This is a genomic window from Streptomyces sp. NPDC020983, from assembly GCF_044333485.1.
Lineage (GTDB): Bacteria > Actinomycetota > Actinomycetes > Streptomycetales > Streptomycetaceae > Actinacidiphila.
Genome location: NZ_JBIRRA010000023.1, coordinates 24,650 through 40,873, shown reverse-complemented (window position 1 = coordinate 40,873; position 16,224 = coordinate 24,650). Strand labels below are relative to the sequence as shown.

General features: G+C 75.5%; 17 protein-coding genes. 12 read left to right on the top strand and 5 right to left on the bottom strand.

Annotated features, from left to right (window positions below; translation table 11 throughout):
* Positions 1-60: 60 nt before the first annotated feature.
* A complete protein-coding gene (locus ACH4SE_RS34435) occupies positions 61-864 on the bottom strand; it encodes an IclR family transcriptional regulator (protein ID WP_398547511.1) in 804 nt (267 codons plus the stop codon).
* A gap of 396 nt (positions 865-1,260) precedes the next feature.
* Between ACH4SE_RS34435 and ACH4SE_RS34430 the strand changes: the two genes are divergently transcribed.
* From ACH4SE_RS34430 to ACH4SE_RS34400, 7 genes are read left to right on the top strand one after another with little or no spacing between them, the layout of a single operon-like run.
* Entirely contained in the window at positions 1,261-2,286 is a 1,026-nt protein-coding gene (locus ACH4SE_RS34430; protein WP_398547510.1) for an ABC transporter substrate-binding protein, read from the top strand.
* Between the two features lie 41 nt (positions 2,287-2,327).
* Positions 2,328-3,356 (top strand): NrtA/SsuA/CpmA family ABC transporter substrate-binding protein, encoded by a 1,029-nt coding sequence (locus ACH4SE_RS34425; protein ID WP_398547509.1) that lies wholly within the window; start codon positions 2,328-2,330, stop codon positions 3,354-3,356.
* Positions 3,353-4,219: an ABC transporter permease gene (locus ACH4SE_RS34420; RefSeq protein WP_398547508.1), complete on the top strand. Its 867-nt coding sequence runs from the start codon at positions 3,353-3,355 to the stop codon at positions 4,217-4,219. The genes ACH4SE_RS34425 and ACH4SE_RS34420 overlap by 4 nt, the downstream gene beginning before the upstream one ends.
* The gene (locus tag ACH4SE_RS34415) at positions 4,216-5,100 is read left to right on the top strand and encodes an ABC transporter ATP-binding protein (protein ID WP_398547507.1); all 885 of its coding nucleotides are present in this window, start codon (positions 4,216-4,218) and stop codon (positions 5,098-5,100) included. The genes ACH4SE_RS34420 and ACH4SE_RS34415 overlap by 4 nt, the downstream gene beginning before the upstream one ends.
* Positions 5,097-6,005 (top strand): ABC transporter substrate-binding protein, encoded by a 909-nt coding sequence (locus ACH4SE_RS34410; protein ID WP_398547506.1) that lies wholly within the window; start codon positions 5,097-5,099, stop codon positions 6,003-6,005. Before ACH4SE_RS34415 ends, ACH4SE_RS34410 begins: the two co-directional genes overlap by 4 nt.
* A gap of 2 nt (positions 6,006-6,007) precedes the next feature.
* Entirely contained in the window at positions 6,008-7,093 is a 1,086-nt protein-coding gene (locus ACH4SE_RS34405) for an LLM class flavin-dependent oxidoreductase (protein WP_398547505.1), read from the top strand.
* On the top strand, positions 7,090-8,253 hold the full coding sequence (locus tag ACH4SE_RS34400) for a M20 family metallopeptidase (protein ID WP_398547504.1): 1,164 nt from the start codon (positions 7,090-7,092) through the stop codon (positions 8,251-8,253). Before ACH4SE_RS34405 ends, ACH4SE_RS34400 begins: the two co-directional genes overlap by 4 nt.
* 255 nt (positions 8,254-8,508) lie before the next feature.
* On the opposite strand, the gene ACH4SE_RS34395 is transcribed toward ACH4SE_RS34400, so the two are convergent.
* On the bottom strand, positions 8,509-8,973 hold the full coding sequence (locus ACH4SE_RS34395) for an STAS domain-containing protein (RefSeq protein WP_398547503.1): 465 nt from the start codon (positions 8,971-8,973) through the stop codon (positions 8,509-8,511).
* Positions 8,974-9,183: 210 nt separating this feature from the next.
* Here ACH4SE_RS34395 and ACH4SE_RS34390 point away from each other — a divergent pair, with 210 nt between their 5' ends.
* Positions 9,184-9,519, top strand: a complete 336-nt coding sequence (locus ACH4SE_RS34390; protein ID WP_398547502.1) for a helix-turn-helix transcriptional regulator — start codon at positions 9,184-9,186, stop codon at positions 9,517-9,519.
* Positions 9,520-9,634: 115 nt separating this feature from the next.
* Here ACH4SE_RS34390 and ACH4SE_RS34385 read toward each other — a convergent pair whose 3' ends face one another.
* A complete protein-coding gene (locus tag ACH4SE_RS34385) occupies positions 9,635-10,387 on the bottom strand; it encodes a type 1 glutamine amidotransferase (RefSeq protein WP_398547501.1) in 753 nt (250 codons plus the stop codon).
* A 352-nt stretch (positions 10,388-10,739) separates the two neighbouring features.
* On the opposite strand from ACH4SE_RS34385, the gene ACH4SE_RS34380 reads away from it, so the two are divergent.
* Together ACH4SE_RS34380 and ACH4SE_RS34375 are read left to right on the top strand one after the other, a co-directional pair.
* On the top strand, positions 10,740-11,891 hold the full coding sequence (locus tag ACH4SE_RS34380) for a sensor histidine kinase (protein ID WP_398547500.1): 1,152 nt from the start codon (positions 10,740-10,742) through the stop codon (positions 11,889-11,891).
* Positions 11,888-12,544, top strand: a complete 657-nt coding sequence (locus ACH4SE_RS34375; RefSeq protein ID WP_398547499.1) for a response regulator — start codon at positions 11,888-11,890, stop codon at positions 12,542-12,544. Before ACH4SE_RS34380 ends, ACH4SE_RS34375 begins: the two co-directional genes overlap by 4 nt.
* Positions 12,545-12,733: 189 nt before the next feature.
* On the opposite strand, the gene ACH4SE_RS34370 is transcribed toward ACH4SE_RS34375, so the two are convergent.
* Positions 12,734-13,330 (bottom strand): ferredoxin, encoded by a 597-nt coding sequence (locus tag ACH4SE_RS34370; protein ID WP_398547498.1) that lies wholly within the window; start codon positions 13,328-13,330, stop codon positions 12,734-12,736.
* A 338-nt stretch (positions 13,331-13,668) separates the two neighbouring features.
* Here ACH4SE_RS34370 and ACH4SE_RS34365 point away from each other — a divergent pair, with 338 nt between their 5' ends.
* Positions 13,669-14,577 (top strand): fructosamine kinase family protein, encoded by a 909-nt coding sequence (locus ACH4SE_RS34365; protein WP_398547497.1) that lies wholly within the window; start codon positions 13,669-13,671, stop codon positions 14,575-14,577.
* 32 nt (positions 14,578-14,609) lie between these two features.
* Positions 14,610-15,233: a hypothetical protein gene (locus ACH4SE_RS34360; protein ID WP_398547496.1), complete on the top strand. Its 624-nt coding sequence runs from the start codon at positions 14,610-14,612 to the stop codon at positions 15,231-15,233.
* 25 nt (positions 15,234-15,258) lie between these two features.
* On the opposite strand, the gene htpX is transcribed toward ACH4SE_RS34360, so the two are convergent.
* Complete coding sequence (htpX, locus tag ACH4SE_RS34355) at positions 15,259-16,161, bottom strand: zinc metalloprotease HtpX (RefSeq protein WP_398547495.1); 903 nt, start codon at positions 16,159-16,161, stop codon at positions 15,259-15,261.
* Positions 16,162-16,224: the final 63 nt, after the last annotated feature.

The following is a 16,224-nucleotide window of genomic DNA, read 5'->3' as shown; positions in this document are numbered from 1 at the left end:
GGTGCCTCCCGGCGCGGCCCGCCTCACCCGGTGAGCGGTGCGCGGTGCGTGGTCGCAGAACTATCCGGCGTCCGGGCCCTGGTGGCGCTGCGACGGGGGAAGCAACAGGACCTCCAGGGCGCGGGCGCAGGCGGCGGCGCGCGCCACGAACCAGGCGAGCCGGTCGTCGGTGATGACGTCGGGGGTGGAGCGTACGGCGAGGGCCGCGTGGGCGTGGCCGGACGCGTCGAGGACCGGCACCGCGGCGGTCCGCACCCCGTCGGCCGACTCGCCGTCGTTCAGGGCGTATCCGGCGGCGCGGACGCGGTCCAGTTCGGCGCGCAGGTCGGCGGGGGCGGTGATGGTGCGGTCGGTGTGCGCGTGCAGCGGCAGCAGCGTGTCGAGCGCCGGGTCGCCCGGACGGGCCCACGCCAGCAGCACCTTGCCGAGCGCCGTGGAGTGCAGCGGGCGGCGCAGGCCGAGTCCGGCGGCGGCGTGCACGGAGCCGCCGGCGAGGATCACCGCGTGGGCGCCGCTGCGGATGGCGAGGTCGGCGGTGGTGCCGGTGGCCCGTGCCAGCGCGTCCAGTTCGGGACCGGCCCGGTGCATGCCCCGCTGGTGCAGCGAGAGCCGGCCCAGCTCGGCGACGGACGGGCCGAGCCGGTAGCGCGCGCTGTGCTCGTCCTGCTCCAGGAAGCCGGCCGCCACCAGGGTGCGGGCCAGCCGGTGCGCGGTGGACACCGACAGCTCCATGCGCCGGGCGAGCTGAGAGGCGCTCAGCTCGCCGGCGTTGTCGCGGAAGCAGTGCAGGAGGCGCAGCGCGCGGGTCACCGACTGGGCTCCCGGCGGCGCGCCGGCGACGTGGGTGCGCGCGTCCGTCGTCATGCGCCAAGCATGCGCAGCCTGCCACGATCTGGCAAATGTTGCCGGAAGATTGCGCCGTGTTCCGCCGTGTGAACACTGCCCGGCAAACCCCATGCCACATGGTGGGAAAGATTGCTTCGGGCCGAACGGATGTGCCAGCCTCCGTTGCAGACCGCACGCCGCACACCGCACCGGAGGGGAGAGCACCCGTGACGACGACGCCGGGCCTGCTCAGCCCGTTCCGCCCGCTGCTGGCCGCGCGGCTGTACCTGGACCTCGGCAGGTCCCGCGGCACCGCCTGTCGCTGACGGCCCGCCGCACACCGCCCTCGTACGCCTTCTCGTGTGGTGGTGAACCGTGCGCCCGTGCGCCGGATCCGCCCACGCCCCCACCTCAGCCATGCCGCTTGGAGCACCCATGTCCGTTCCGGACGAGATCTGGTTCACCCGCTGCCCCGTCCCGACCGCCACCGGCGTCGCGGCCGACCGCGGCACCCTGGCCGCGGAGTTCGCTCCCGACGGCATCGCGGTGCGCTCGCTCGCCGACGCCCCGCGCGACGCGGGCCCGGACGGGCTGCCGCTCAGTCACTTCACCCACGAGCTGACCGCGCTCTTCCGTGAGGGCGGCAACGTCCCCGCACTGTGGGCCCGTTCGCGCGGCGAGGCCACCCGGCTGATCGCGCTGACGTGGATCGAGGAGCGGCAGTCGATCCTCGTCCGGCACGGCAGCGGGCTGCGGTCGCCGGAGCAGCTGCGCGGCAGGCGGCTCGCCGTCCCGCGGCACGACATCGCCATCGACTTCTGGCGCGCCATGGCGCTGCACGGCCACGCCGGCGCGCTCGGCCTGGCGGGCCTCACCCTGGACGACGCCGAGATCGTCGAGGTCCCCGGCGTCCGGCAGGGCCAGTGGGAGGGCGAGCTGACCGCGCTGCGGGACGGGCGGGTCGACGCGGTCTACGTCAAGGGCGCGGTCGCCGTCGAGACCGCCCGCCGGTACGGGGCCGAGGTCGCGATCGACCTGGACGCCGAACCGGACCGCAGGTCCCGGGTCAACAACGGGACCCCCCGCCCCATCACCGTCCACCAGCGGCTGCTGGACGAGCACCCCGACCTGGTGGTGCGCTTCCTCGCCGTGCTGCTCGACGCGGCCGACTGGGCCGCGGACCACCCCGCGGACGTGGCCCGCATCCTCGGCGCCGAGACGGGGGCGGGCCCCGAGGGCGTCGCCGCCGCCTACCGCGGCGGCACCGCCGCCGGCCTGCACCTCGACCTGAGCCCCGAGCGGCTGGCGCTGCTCGCCCGGCAGGAGCGCTTCCTGCACGGGCACGGCTTCCTGCCCGCCCCGGTGGACGTCGCCGCCTGGGCGGACCACGAGCCCCTGCGGCTGGCCCGCGAGCTGCGGGCCGCCCGCGCCGCGGCCCCCTCCCCCGCTCCCACCCCCTGAACCCCGCGCCGAACCCGGCCGGACACCCCCTGGAGACCCACGTGAACGCCCGTCAGCTGACCCTCGCCACCACGTCCCTGCTCGCCGCCCTGAGCCTTGCCGCCTGCTCCTCCTCGTCCGGGGACGCCGCGCGGGCCGACACCGCCGGCTCCGGCGGCGGCACGACCGTCACCGTCCGCATCCCCGACGGCGGAAACTCCGGGGTGCTCGCGCTGGCCCGCAAGGACGGCTCGCTCGACAAGGCGCTGGCCAAGGTGCACGCCAAGGTGGCGTGGACCGGGACGGCCGGGGCGTTCGCCCCCGCCGCGCAGGAACTCGACGCCGGCGCGCTGGACGTCGCCGAGGGCTCGATCACCTCCGCGATCGCCGCCCTGGCCCAGTCGCCCGGCTTCAGGCTCTTCGCCGCCGTGGACCCCGACCAGCTGGGCGAGGGCATCCTGGTGAAGAAGGACTCCGGCATCAACAGCGTCAGCGACCTCGTCGGCCGGAAGGTCGCGGTGTGGCACGGCGGCACCAGCGAGTACCTGCTGCTCAAGGCGCTGGAGCAGCAGCACGTACCGGTGGACGAGGTCGAGCGGGTCTACCTCCAGCCCAACCAGATCGGCCCCGTCTTCAACTCCGGCCAGGTGGACGCCTGGTCCACCTGGGCCACGTACTCGGTTCCCGCCATCGCCAACTCCGGCGCCCGCTTCCTGACCACCGGCGGCCAGGTCGGCTCGGAGAACTACGCGGTCTGGGCCGTCCGCAACGGCTTCGCGAAGGACCACCCCGAGGTCGTCAAGGCGCTCTACGGCTACCTGCACGACGCCGGTCTCAAGCAGCAGCAGGACCCGGAGGCGTACCTCAACGTCAAGACGGACTCCGGCCCGGAGGCGGTCAGCCCCGCGCAGAAGGCCGTCGAGCTGCCCGTCGACAAGGCGCTCGGCACCGCGCAGCCCATCGGTCCCACGCAGCTCGCGCACTTCGCGACCGTGGCGCGGTTCTTCGCCGAGCAGAAGATCACCAAGGGGGTCCTCGACGTCACGCCGTACGTCATCGACATCACCGCGCCCGCGGCGGCGGCGAAATGAGCGCCGTCCCCGCCGCCGGCGACCTGCCGCTCGGCACCTCCGCCGACCCGGCGGCGCCCGGGCTCGTCGCCCCGCGCCCGCGCACACCCCGCCCGCGGCCGCGCGCGCTGAGCGCGGGGCTGCGGCTCCTCGGCCCGCTGGCCCTGCTGCTGGCCTGGTACACCACGTCCGCGACCGGGACCCTCAGCTCCTCGCTGCTCGCCTCGCCGGGCCAGGTGCTGTCGGCCCTCCGGGAGCTGTGGACCAGCGGGCAGCTCGGCGACGCGCTGTCGGTGTCCCTCACCAGGGCCGGGCTCGGCCTCGCCTTCGGCGCGTCGGCCGGGCTGCTGCTCGGCGTGGTCACCGGCTTCTCCCGGCTGGGCGAGGAACTCCTCGACTCCTCCCTCCAGCTGCTGCGCACGATCCCCTTCCTGTCCCTGGTGCCGCTGTTCATGGTCTGGTTCGGCATCGGCGAGACCGCCCGCGTCGTGCTCATCGCGGTGGCGACCAGCTTCCCGATGTACGTCTCCGCGGCGGGCGGGGTCCGCAACACCGACCGCAAGCTGGTGGAGGCGATGCGCAGCTTCGGCATGGGGCGGGCGGCCCTGGTCCGCGAGGTGGTGCTGCCCGGCGCGCTGCCCGCACTGCTGTCGGGCCTGCGGCTGTCGATGACGCTCAGCGTCATCGCGCTGATCGCCGCGGAGGAGATCAACTCGACCGCGGGCATCGGCTACCTGATGTCCACCGCCCAGGAGTACTCGCGCACCGACATCCTCACCGTCTGCATCCTCGTGTACGCCCTCATCGGGCTGCTCGCCGACGGTGTCGCCCGCGTCCTGGAGCGGCTGCTGATGCCGTGGCGCACCCAGGGGGCGGCCCGATGAGCGGAACCCTCGCCGGCCGCACCACCGTCCACCACCGGCAGCAGCGGCCGGACGGCGGCCGCGCCGCCGTCCGCGTCCGCGGGCTGCGCCGCACCTTCGGCGACCGGAGCGTGCTCGACGGGCTCGATCTCGACATCGCCCAGGGGGAGTTCCTGGCGCTGCTGGGCGCCAGCGGAACGGGCAAGACCACCCTGCTGCGCATCCTGGGCGCGCTGGACCGGCACGACGCCGGCACCGTGCTCGTCCCGCAGTCCCGCACCGTGGTCTTCCAGGAGCCGCGCCTGGTCCCGTCCAAGAGGGTGCTCGCCAACGTCACCGTCGCGCTGCCGCGCGGCCCGCACACCCGGGAGACCGGGCGGCGCGCCCTGGCCGAGGTGGGCCTGGAGCGGCACGCCGACGCCTGGCCCGGCACCCTGTCCGGCGGCGAGGCGCAGCGCGTGGCGCTCGCCCGCGCCCTCATCCGGGAGCCCGAACTGCTGCTGCTCGACGAGCCGTTCGCGGCCCTCGACGCCCTGACCCGGCTGAAGATGCACGACCTGGTCGGCGAGCTGTGCCGCCGCCACCGGCCCGCCGTGCTGCTCGTCACCCACGACGTCGACGAGGCGATCCGGCTCGCCGACCGGGTGGCCGTCCTGCGGGACGGACGGCTCGCCGTCGACGAGCGGATCGGCATCGGCCACCCGCGCGACAGCGCCGACCCGGCCTTCGCCGGGCTGCGCACCCGGCTGCTCACCGAACTCGGCGTCCGCAGGAGCCCGGAGGAGACCGCGGGCGCCGTGCCCGCACCGGCCGACCCGCACTCCACGACCGTCCCCGCCACGACCCCCGCCACCCCGGCCACCCCGGCCACCCCGGCCACCAGCAAGGAGCCCCGCGCATGACCGTCAACATCGGCGTCCACCCCGCGAACCCGTCGCTCTACCACCTGTCCCGGCTCGGCCTGCTCGAAGAGCTGCTCGCCGCGCACGGTGAGACCGCCGCCTGGCACAGGATCGGCGGTCTGGACACCGCCGCGGCCCTCGCCGGCGGCACCATCGACTTCGGCGGCACCGGCTCCACGCCGCCGCTGTCCGCGCAGGCCGCCGGGCACGACCTGGTGTACGCGGCCGTCTCGGCGCCGCGGCCCGGCCACGGTGCGCTGCTGGTCCGCGCCGACGGCGGCATCGGCTCGCTCGCCGACCTCAGGGGACGCACCGTCCACCTGGCCGTCGGCTCCTGGCAGACCCATTTCGTGGCCAAGGCCCTCGCCGGGCAGGGTCTGTCGTACGGCGCCGACATCACCGCCGAACGCTCGGCGCCGGACTCCTACCAGGCGCTCCTGGACGGCCGAATCGACGCCTGGGTCGGGCAGGGCGCGGAGCTGGCCGCCGCGCGCCGCGAGGGCCGGGTCCGCACCCTGGCCGAGGCCGGCGACCTGATCGCCGACCGCTCCGTCTTCTTCACCCGCCGCGACGTCGCCGACAGCCGGCCCGAGCTGGTCGGGCTGGTCGTCCGCGCGCTCCAGGCGGCCGACGCCTGGGCCGCGGGACACCTGGACGAGGCCGCCGCGATCGCCGCGGAGGACCAGGGCGGCACCGCGGCCGACTGGCGCGAGGCGCTGTCCGCGCTGCCGTGGCGGCTCGAACCGGTCTCCGACGCGTTCGTCGCCGAGCAGCAGGAGGCGGCCGACATCCTCGCCGCGGCCGGCTTCCTGCCCCGCCCGATCACCGTCGCCGACGCCCGGCACGCAGGCCTCGACGCCACTGCCGCGCAGGCCCTCCTGACCGCCGCCTCCCCGGAGAAGTGACCATGCCCGGCCCCGAGATCCTCTGGTACATCATCCCGCGCGAGGGCGCCTACCCCTGGGAGCCCGAAGGGCGCCGCAGCGTGGACCTCGCCTACCTCCAGCAGCTCGGCGTCGCCGTCGACCGGCTCGGCTACGACGGGGCGCTGTTCGCCACCGACCTGTACGACGTGTGGCCGCTGGCCTCGGCGGTCGCCGCGGTGACACGGCCGGGCTTCAGGCCGCTGCTCGCCGTGCACCCCGGGCTGATCTCCCCCACCGTGCTGGCCAAGACGGCGCTGACCTTCAGCCACCTCTTCGGCCCCGACCGGCTGCGCTTCAACGTCGTCAACGGCTCCACCGAGGCGCTGCGCCAGGCCGGGCTGCACCTGGAGCACGACGAGCGCTACGAGCTCAGCGGAGAGTACTGGGACATCGTCAAGCGGCTCACCGCCGGCGAGGTCTTCGACCACAAGGGCCGCTTCTACGAGCTGGCCCGGGCGGGCGCGGGCCTGCGCGAGCTGGCCCCGATCCAGGGCGGCACGCACACCCCGCTGTGGTTCGGCGGCTCGTCCCCGGCCGGCATCGAGATGGCCGCGCGGCACGTCGACGTCTACCTCACCTGGGGCGAGCCGCCGCACCTGCTGGAGGAGAAGCTGAAGCGCGTACGCGAGCGCGCCGCCCACCACGGCCGGGAGCTGCGCCTGGGGCTGCGGCTGCACCTCATCGTCCGGGACACCGAGGACGAGGCGTGGGCCGCGGCGGACCGGCTGCTCGACGTCACCAGCCAGGCCACCTACGCCCGGATGCTGGGCGACCCGGAGGGCAAGGACGGCGAGGGCTGGGCACGGCAGTTCCGCCAGCACGGCGGGCGGGTGCCCGCACGCGCGCGGGAGCTGGAGGAGCATCCCAACCTGTGGCCGGGCATGAGCCTGTTCCGGCCCGGCCCCGGCACCGCCGTCGTCGGGAGCACCGCGCAGGTGGTGGCCCGGCTGCGGGAGTTCCAGGACCTCGGGGTGGACACGTTCATCCTCTCCGGCAACCCGCTGCTGGAGGAGTCCTACCGGGTCGCGGAGACCGTGCTGCCGGCGCTGCGCGGCACCGCACGGTGACGACCCTGACGGCGCACGCCCGTTCGCTGGGCCTGCACCGCCTGCGGCGCGCGCTGCACGAGCACCCGGAGACCGGCCTGCACCTTCCGCGTACCCAGCGGGCGGTGCTCGCCGCGCTCGGCGGCCTCGGACTGGAGCTGCACACCGGCACGGCGCTCACCTCCGTGGTGGGCGTCGTGTCCGGGACGCGCCCCGGCCCCACGGTGCTGCTGCGCGCCGACCTGGACGCGCTGGACTTCCCGGACGGCCCGCGGCACGCCTGCGGCCACGACCAGCACGCCGCGATGCTGGTCGGCGCCGCGCAGTTGCTCGCCGCCCGGCGGGACCGGTTCGCCGGCGACGTGCTGCTGATGTTCCAGCCCGGCGAGGAGGGCCACGACGGGGCCCGGCTGATGCTGGCCGAGGGGCTGCTGGAGACCACGGGCAGCCGCCCCGTCGCGGCGTACGCCCTGCACTGCGCCGCCGACGTGCCCGCCGGCCGGTTCGGCAGCACCGCGGGGCCCGCCCTCGCCGCGAGCGGCACACTTGCCGTGACCCTGCACGGCGCCGGCGGGCACGGTGCCTGGCCGCACCGCACGCGGGACCCGATCCCGGCGCTCGCCGAACTCGTCACCGCGCTCGGCGCGCTGCCGGCCCGCAGGTTCGACCCCTTCGACCCGGTGGTGCTCACGGTCGGCACCGTGCACGCCGGCACCCGTCCCGCGATCGTCCCGGACCGGGGCCGGCTGGAGGCGACGCTGCGCGCGCTGTCCGACGCCACCCTGGACCGGCTCGCCGCCGCCGCGCAGCACACGGCGCGTGCGGTGGCCGGCGCCCACGGTCTGGAGGCCCGGGTCGACTACACCCCGGGCTACCCCGCGACGGTCAACGACCCCGCCGAGTGCGCACGCGTCCGGGCGGCCGTCGACGGGCTGTTCGGTCCCGGACGGTTCGTGCCCGGCACCCACCCCGCGCTCGTCTCGGACGACATCGGACGGATCCTCGCCGAGGTGCCCGGCGTGATGACGAGCCTCGGCGCCTGCCCGCCGGACCGCGACCCGGCCACCGCCCCGGGCAACCACGCCCCGGACGCGGTGTTCGACGACGCGGTGCTGCCGGACGGGGCCGCGCTGCTCGCCGCGCTCGCGCTGCGCAGACTCGCGCCGGAGGGCCCGCCCTGACGGCACGCGGCAGGGCCGGGCACGCGTCGCGCGTTCCCGGGCCCTGCCGCGAGGTGCCGCCGACGCCCGGCGGCGGGCCCGTCGCCGCCGGGGACGAGCGTGCGGCGGCGCGAGGGGAGTCGGGGGGACGGCGGCGTCAGGCTCGTAGAGAGAGGCATGGAGCATGTGCCGGAACGCCGGGGGGTGACGGGGGCCGCGGGACCGTCCGCACCGCGCCGGCCCCCGCCCGGCCGGCGGCCGGTGGTGTGCGGGGCGTCAGGCCGGCCGGGAGGCGGGCCAGGGAGCGGCGGCCGGTGCGCACGCCGGGGGCGCCCCGCGGGGGAAGGCGTCGCGGCAGTGCGTGAGGTCGAGGACCCTGGCGACCACGGGGGACGTCGCGGCCACGGTCAGCTCGGCGCCGGTGGCCTGGGCCAAGGCGCGCACCCTCAGCAGGACGTTCAGACCGGCGCAGTCGAAGAAGCCGACTCCGGACAGGTCGACGTCGACGCCCTGCGGGGTCGCCGCCACGCACTCGACGAGCGCCTGGTGGAGGGTCTCCGCGCAGTCGAGGTCGATCTCGCCGCAGACCGTCACCCGGGTGCGGCCGAGGACTTCGGCCATCCGGACCGTCAGACCGGACCGCAGATGCCTGACCACCCGTGGAAGCGGCGAGGCCGGTCGTCCCGGACCGGACTTGCCGTGCTGCGCGTCGTCGCGCCGGTGCTGCCCCGCGCCTGCCATCGGGCATGACCTCCGCTGGTCTGCGTTGTCCCCGTCTCCATGTGCCTGCGTCCCGCCCGCCGCTGACGGCGGCCGGCGGTGCTCCGCGAATCCTCAGGGCCGCGTCCCGGCGACACCAGACTGTGCCGCGACAGCTATCCCTGTCAAGTAATGCGCGAAATGTGGTTCGTGTTTTACCTGACCTGAATCCGATGTCGTATGATGACGTGCATGGATGACGCCGCCCGCCCTCGCACCGGATGGACCTTCCTGACCAACCACGCGCGCGTCCTGGCCACGATCGCGCGCGATCCCGCGGTCCGCGTCCGGGACATCGCCGCGCAGTGCATGCTGACCGAACGAGCCGTCCAGAAGATCATCTCGGAGCTGGAGTCGGACGGCTACCTCAGCCACACGCGCGTCGGCCGCACGAACATCTACGAGATCCCCACCGGCACCTCGCTGCGCCACCCCGCGGACGCGGGACCCACCGTCGAGGCGCTGCTGTCCCTCTTCTCCCTGGACTCGGCGGCCCAGCCCCGGACGGAGAACGCGGCGGCATCGTGAGCGCCCGCCCCCCGCGGCCCTCGCCCTGACCGCTCGCCGCCGGCCTCCGCGGCAGGAAGCCCCTCGCGCGCCGCGCCCGCAGGCCCGAAGGCCCGAACGGAAGCGCCCGGCGCGGTCACCGGGCCGCACCGGCGGCCCCGCGCACCCTGCCCTCCCGCACCCGGGCGGCGAACCGCAGCGCCACCGTCCGCCACACCCCGGCGGCGTCCCGGTCGTCCAGGAGCGCCGCGCGGTACAGCTCGTACCGGTCCAGTCCGTGGCGCTCCAGCCGGGCCGCGGGCCACCGGAGGATGTTCCGCGGATCGGCCTCGGGGTGGAACTGCACGCCCCACGCCACTCGCCCGACACGGAACGCCTGGTAGGGGCAGCGCTCGCTGCCCGCCAGCCAGCGGGCCCGTCCGGGCAGCCGCACGATCGCGTCCACGTGGTTCTCCACCGCCCTCAGCCGCTGCGGCAGCCCGCCGAACAGGACGTCGTCCGCGGCCTCCTCGCGCAGTGTCAGCTCCGTGCTGCCGACCTCCGGCTGCCCGTGCTCCCCCGCCACCGCGCCGCCCGCGACCTGGGCGAGCATCTGGCCGCCGAGGCAGATGCCGAACACCGGCACCTCCCGCTCCAGTGCCTGCGCCATCAGGGCCCGGGTGCCCGCCAGCCAGGGGGCCCGCCGGTCGTCGTCGGGGAGGTAGCCGCCGCCGAGCACGACCAGCGCCGCGTGCTCCAGCCGCCCCGGAAGGGCCTCTCCCGCGTGCGCCCGCACCACGTCCATGCCCACACCGCCCTCGGCGAGCCAGCCGGCCCACCGCCCGGGCCCGCCGTGCGGACCGCTCTGCACCACCAGCGCCGTTGCCCCAGCAGTCATGACTCGGATCATCCTTTCGCCCGGTCCCCGCCCGCGGCGCAGGCGTCCGGCCGCGGGCGTGCGGTCCACTGTGCCCCAGGATCCCCGCCGCCTCCTCCGGCGGCCCAGGGCGGCGGCGGTCGCGGGCCCGCCGCTCATCAGCTTCCCGGCTCCCGGCGAGACCTCCGCACCCCGCGCGCCGGGGACCGCGGCCCTCCGGCGGGGACCCGGCGTGTGCCCCCGGGACGCGGCGGGTCCCACGACGCGGCGTACCCCTCCCGGACCCGCGGCGGGCCGGGCGGTCCCGGCCCGCCCGGGCACTGCAACTTGCGCGGTACCGCGCACGGCTGACGTCCGGCCGGCCGATCCGGCATACCCTGCTGCGATGCGGATCCGCCCCCTCGCCGTCGACGCGCTGATCGCGGCGGCGCTGGCGAGCGTGGCCGTGCTGCTCGGGCAGGACGCCGTGCACCAGGGGCACGGCCCGCTCGGCGCGGCCGCCTACACGCTGGTGGTCCTCGTCCACCTGCCGCTGGTCCTCCGCAGCCGGGCGCCCGTCGCCGTCTGCTGCCTCGTGCACGCGAGCTGGCTGGTGTACATCACCGCCGGCTACTGGCCGGTGGTGTGCAGCTTCGGTCCCATGCTCGCCGTCTACACCGTCGCCTCCCTGCGTCCGCCGCGCACCGCCGTCCCCTGCGCGGCCCTGATGGGCGCGACCTGGGTCTGCGCGGGCGCCGTGAGCCACACCGACGGCTGGCCGGCCGTCGTGGGACAGGCCCTCATCTACCCGGCGGTGCTCTGGCGCTTCGGCGAGACCGCCCGCCGCTCGGCCGAACTGACCCGGCAGCTGCGCCGCGAGCAGGACGAGCGGGCGCGGCGCGAGGTGGCCGAGGAGCGGGGCCGCATCGCCCGCGAGCTGCACGACGTGGTCGCCCACCACATATCCGTGATCTCCGTCCAGACCGGCCTGGCCCGCTTCGTCTTCGCGTCCGACCCGCGGACCGCGCGCGGCGCCCTCGACACCATCGACGCGTCGGCGAAGGAGGCCCTCGACGAGCTGCGCCGCATGCTCACGGTGCTGCGCTCCGACGACGAGGGCGCCCCGGCCGGCCCGATGCCGGGCCTGGCCCGCCTGGAGCAGATGGCCCGGCGCCTGCGCACCGGCGGGGTCCCGGTGGCCCTGACCGTCGAGGGCACCCCGCGCCCGCTCACCCCGGGCGTGGAGCTGTGCGCCTACCGGGTGGTGCAGGAGGCGCTCACCAACGTGGTGAAGCACGCGCCCGGCGCGAGCGCCGAGATACGGCTCGCGTACGAGGCGCACCAGGTGACGGTTTCGGTCACGGACGACGGGCAGGGGGTGATTCAGGACAGAGTAGGGACCGGGGGCGGGCACGGCTTGCTCGGCATGCGGGAGCGGGCCAAGCTTTACGGCGGGCGGATCACCGCCGGCCCGCAGGAGCAGGGCGGCTTCGCCGTGCGGCTGACCCTTCCCACCGCCGCACGGACGGCCGCGCAGGGGGACGACACCACCACATGATCACCGTGCTCGTCGTGGACGACCAGTTCCTCATCCGGGCCGGTCTGGTCGGGCTGCTGCGCGCCGCGCCCGGCATGGAGGTGGTGGGTGAGGCAAGCGACGGCGCCGAGGCCGTGGCGCTCGCCGCCGAGACGAACCCCCGGGTGATCCTGATGGACGTGCGGATGCCCGGCCTCAACGGCATCGACGCCACCGAGCGCATCCTCGCCCGTGCCGCCGACCCGGCGCCCCGCGTCCTCATGCTGACCACCTTCGACCTCGACGAGTACGTCTACGGCGCGCTGCGCGTCGGCGCGTCCGGCTTCCTCCTCAAGGACGCCGGCCCGGAACGGCTGTTCGCCGCCATCAACGCGGTCGCCAGCGGCGACGCCCTCTTCGCCCCGACCGTCACCCGCCGGCTGGTCGAGGCGTACGCCCGCCAGATCGCCAGGGAACGGCCCCCGGACCTCGACGCGCTGACGACCCGTGAACTCGAGGTCCTGAAACTGACCGCACGCGGCCTGTCCAACGCGGAGATCGCGGAACGCCTCTACATCAGCGAGGCCACCGTGAAGACCCATCTCAACCGCACGATGGCCAAACTGGACCTGGGCAGCAGGGCGCAGGCCGTCGTGGTCGCGTACGAGTCGGGGCTCGTCGTCCCCGGCCGGTAGGCATCCGCCCTGTCGGGCCGCGCATCCCCGCCGGCCGTTGAGCTCCTCCCTGAGCCGGGCGCACGACCGGCCCGCCGCCGACGGCGGGCGCATCCTCGTCGTCCCGCGCACCACCGGGGCCCGGGGAGCCGCTCCCGGGCACGACGGGGACCGGGGCGCGGCCGCGCGGCCCGTGCGTTCCGGCCGTGGTCACAGGGCCGGCAGCGCCTCGCCGACACGCGGCTCGCGGTGCTCCGCCAGCCAGAACAGATAGCCCCTCAGGTAGTCCTCCAGGCCGTTCTCCAGATAGTGGGCGTAGCTGTCCAGACCGTGCGGCTCGTTCCGGTCGTCACAGCGCTCCCGCTCGATCCACTGCCTGACCGCGTCCCGTCCGCTCCACCACTGCCGCACGCTCTCGGTCGTCCAGTGCTCGTCCCCGTCCCAGGCGTACCCGCCGAGTGGCTCGTCGTTCGCCATCCGCACCAGTGCGGCCACCTCGCGCGGGTTCACCGGCTGGCGGTGGACGAACTCGTGGTGCCGGTCGCTGGAGAGAACGTGTTCGGGCAGGTAGAAGGGGCCGTTGAGCCCGTCGTCGGTCTCGCCGGCGTAGAAGGGGCCGGGCACGTTGAGCCAGCTGCGTTCCTCCCAGCGCCCTGTGCCCATCGTGTCGGTGTACCGCCGGGCGGTGGGCAGGGGATCCCAGTACGCCAGCTCCTGCCACGGCCCTTCCACCGGATACGCCGCAAGCCGCGCCCGGAAGTTCTCCGCCCACTGCCGCAGGCTCCCCGCCCTCTGCTGCTCCACCATGGCCCCCTCGCGCCGGACCGCTCGCCGTCGCCCCACCGTAGACCCGGCGCACCGCGGCGCCTGCACGAACCGGGCGTCGTGGCCCAGCTTGCGCACTCTCCACCACCTTCGGCGACGTCGGCCGGCGCCCGCACCGTGTCCCACTCCCCCGCCTCGGCGGCAGGCAGCCGTGCGGCGGCGAGACGTTGCGGGAGGCGTTTTCCTCCCTTCCGGCTCCCGCGCGTGCCGGACCGCCCGTGCCGTGGAACCAGGGCGACCGCGCCGGCCACGGGGTCCTCCCGGGCCGGTGGGCGGGAAGGCCGTTGCCACGGAGCCGGGCCGCGGGAATGATCACCCCCGTGACCGATACCACCGACACCCCCGCCACCACCGATACGGCCTCCTTCCTGCTCCAGCGCCTGCACGCCGCCGGAATGTCCGACGTCGCCTCCGTCGAGCCGGTCTCCGGCGGACTCGCGGCGGTCGCGGGGCTCGCGCGGCGGGGGGACGGGACGGTGGTGTTCGTCAAGGCGTTCGCGGAGGCGGACGCGGAGGACGCCTTCGAGACGGAGGCCGAGGGCCTCGGCGTGCTGCGTGCGGCGGGGATGGTCACGCCGGAGGCGGTGCTCGCGACGCCGGATCTGCTGGTGCTGTCGGTGCTGCGGCCGCGGCCGGCGGACGGTGCCTTCTGGGAGCGGTTCGCCGACACGCTCGCGCATCTGCACACCGGTACGCGGCAGCCGCGCTTCGGATGGCACCGGGACAACTGGCTGGGGCGGCGGCGGCAGGTGAACACCTGGGAGGACGACGGGTTCACGTTCTTCGCACAGCACCGGCTGCTGCGCTGGCTCGCCGAGCCGCGCGTGCGCGAGGCGCTGGACGCCGCGGACCGCGCGGCGCTGGAGCGGCTGTGCGACCGCCTGCCGGAACTGCTGCCGGGCGGCCCCGCGTGCCTGACGCACGGGGACCTGTGGGCGCAGAACGTCATGGCCGCTCCGGACGGGAGCCCCGCGCTGATCGACCCCGCGGTGTCGTACACGTGGGCCGAGGTCGACCTCGCCCACCTGTGGACGACGGCGCCACCGCCCGAGGCGGACGTGTTCTTCGACCGCTACGCCGAACTGACCGGGCTGGACCGCGGCTGGCGCGACCGCATGCCCGTCCTCCAGCTGCGCCAGCACCTCGCCGTCATCGCGCAGTTCGACCCCGACTGGGGGGCCGCCGACCTCGTACGCGCCACGCTCGCCCCCTTCCGGCGGCGGGCGTAGTGGGCGGATCGCCCACCGGGCGGACCGGCCCCGTGGTCCGCACCGGCCCCTCCCCCGCGCCGGGCGCCCCGCCCCCGGCCGGCGGGGAGCGCGCGGAGATGCTCGTGCGGCTCAACCTGGCCGTGCGCCGTCCTGCGGCGTACGGCGGGCTCACGGCGGTGGCGCGCCTTCTCGACGCACTCGCGCAGGCCGGGCCGGAGGGCGGGGACGCGGTGTGGATCCCGGACACCACCGCGCGGCTCGCGTCTTCGGGGTTCCTGCGGGAGGCCTTCCCCCGGCCGCAGGTGCATGTCGTGGCGTCGCAGTACGGGGAGGACGCGCACCGCCGGGGGTGGCTGCGGCTCGACCGGACGCTGACGGCGGGCGAGCACGCCGTCCTCGCCGGGAAGGCCGTCGGGTGGGCGGACAGCGACCGTACGCTGCACGAGGTCACCGGGGAGTTCGGGCCGCCGTCCGCCGTCTTCGGGCCCGGGGACCCGGATCTGCCCAAGACGCTGGGCTACGCCACCGCAGACCGTGCGGCGCCCTTCGTCGCCTTCCACTTCGGCGCCGCGCGAGCGGGAGCGGACGGGGCGGCGCTGCTGGCGGTCCGGGTCCATGACGGCTTCGTCGACGGGTGGACCGTCACGCCGTGGGGAGAGGGCCTGCTCGTCTGAGGAGCGCGGGCGTTCCGGCGGGGCCTCACCCGTGCAGCCCCAGCTCGGTGGAGAGGCGGCCCAGTGCGTCCAGTCGGCGCTGGAGGCTGGGGTGGGTGGAGAGGACGGTCGCGAACGGCGAGTCCGCGCGGAGAGCGGGGGTGAAGAAGAAGGCGTTGAAGGACCGGGCCGTGCGCAGGTCCTCCGTGGGGATGCGGGCGATGTCGCCGCTGACCTTGACCAGCGCGGACGCCAGCTCCGAGGGGCGGCCGGTGAGCAGCGCGGCGGAGCGGTCGGCGGCCAGCTCGCGGTAGCGGGAGAGGGCCCGGGTCAGCAGGAAGCCGAGCAGGTACGCGGCGGCGGACACGCCCATGACGAGGGCGAGGAGCGCGGCGGTGTTCTGGTCCTGGCGGCGGCCGCCGAAGAGCTCCGAGTAGAAGGCGAACCGCACCAGCAGGCCCGCGAGCACACCGATGAAGGACGCGATCGTGATGACGGCGACGTCCTTGTGCGCGACGTGCGACAGCTCGTGGGCGAGCACCCCCTCCAGTTCCCCGGCCTCGAGCCGCCGCAGCAGGCCCCTGGTCACGCACAGCACCGCGTGGTCGGCGTTGCGTCCGGTGGCGAAGGCGTTGGGCAGGTCGGTGCCGGACACGGCGACCACCGGTTTGGGCATGTCGGCGAGCGCGCACAGCCGGTCGACGGCCCCGTGCAGCGCAGGCTCCTCGGCGGGCGTGACCGCGCGGGCGTGCATGGCGAACAGCGCGATCCGGTCGGAGAACCAGTACTGGGCCGCGAGCAGCGCCGCGACCACGAGCACCACCAGCACGACCGACTTCAGCAGCGCGACCAGGGCGGCGACGAACGCCACGTACACCAGCCCGAGCAGGAAGAGGACGACCACCATCCGTACGGTCAGTTGCCGGTCGGGTGCGAAGCGAGAACGCATGACACCACCGCCTTCCTGCCGGTCCCCCGCCCTCGGCGCGGCGACCGGTCTGCCCGCGTTCCT

What these genes read in the sequence shown, in the direction of transcription:
- ACH4SE_RS34435 (WP_398547511.1), bottom strand. Translation starts at nt 864, where the DNA reads ATGACGACGGACGCGCGCACCCACGTCGCCGGCGCGCCGCCGGGAGCC.
- ACH4SE_RS34430 (WP_398547510.1), top strand. Translation starts at nt 1,261, where the DNA reads ATGTCCGTTCCGGACGAGATCTGGTTCACCCGCTGCCCCGTCCCGACC.
- ACH4SE_RS34420 (WP_398547508.1), top strand. Translation starts at nt 3,353, where the DNA reads ATGAGCGCCGTCCCCGCCGCCGGCGACCTGCCGCTCGGCACCTCCGCC.
- ACH4SE_RS34415 (WP_398547507.1), top strand. Translation starts at nt 4,216, where the DNA reads ATGAGCGGAACCCTCGCCGGCCGCACCACCGTCCACCACCGGCAGCAG.
- ACH4SE_RS34410 (WP_398547506.1), top strand. Translation starts at nt 5,097, where the DNA reads ATGACCGTCAACATCGGCGTCCACCCCGCGAACCCGTCGCTCTACCAC.
- ACH4SE_RS34405 (WP_398547505.1), top strand. Translation starts at nt 6,008, where the DNA reads ATGCCCGGCCCCGAGATCCTCTGGTACATCATCCCGCGCGAGGGCGCC.
- ACH4SE_RS34395 (WP_398547503.1), bottom strand. Translation starts at nt 8,973, where the DNA reads ATGGCAGGCGCGGGGCAGCACCGGCGCGACGACGCGCAGCACGGCAAG.
- ACH4SE_RS34390 (WP_398547502.1), top strand. Translation starts at nt 9,184, where the DNA reads ATGGATGACGCCGCCCGCCCTCGCACCGGATGGACCTTCCTGACCAAC.
- ACH4SE_RS34385 (WP_398547501.1), bottom strand. Translation starts at nt 10,387, where the DNA reads ATGATCCGAGTCATGACTGCTGGGGCAACGGCGCTGGTGGTGCAGAGC.
- ACH4SE_RS34380 (WP_398547500.1), top strand. Translation starts at nt 10,740, where the DNA reads ATGCGGATCCGCCCCCTCGCCGTCGACGCGCTGATCGCGGCGGCGCTG.
- ACH4SE_RS34375 (WP_398547499.1), top strand. Translation starts at nt 11,888, where the DNA reads ATGATCACCGTGCTCGTCGTGGACGACCAGTTCCTCATCCGGGCCGGT.
- ACH4SE_RS34370 (WP_398547498.1), bottom strand. Translation starts at nt 13,330, where the DNA reads ATGGTGGAGCAGCAGAGGGCGGGGAGCCTGCGGCAGTGGGCGGAGAAC.
- htpX (WP_398547495.1), bottom strand. Translation starts at nt 16,161, where the DNA reads ATGCGTTCTCGCTTCGCACCCGACCGGCAACTGACCGTACGGATGGTG.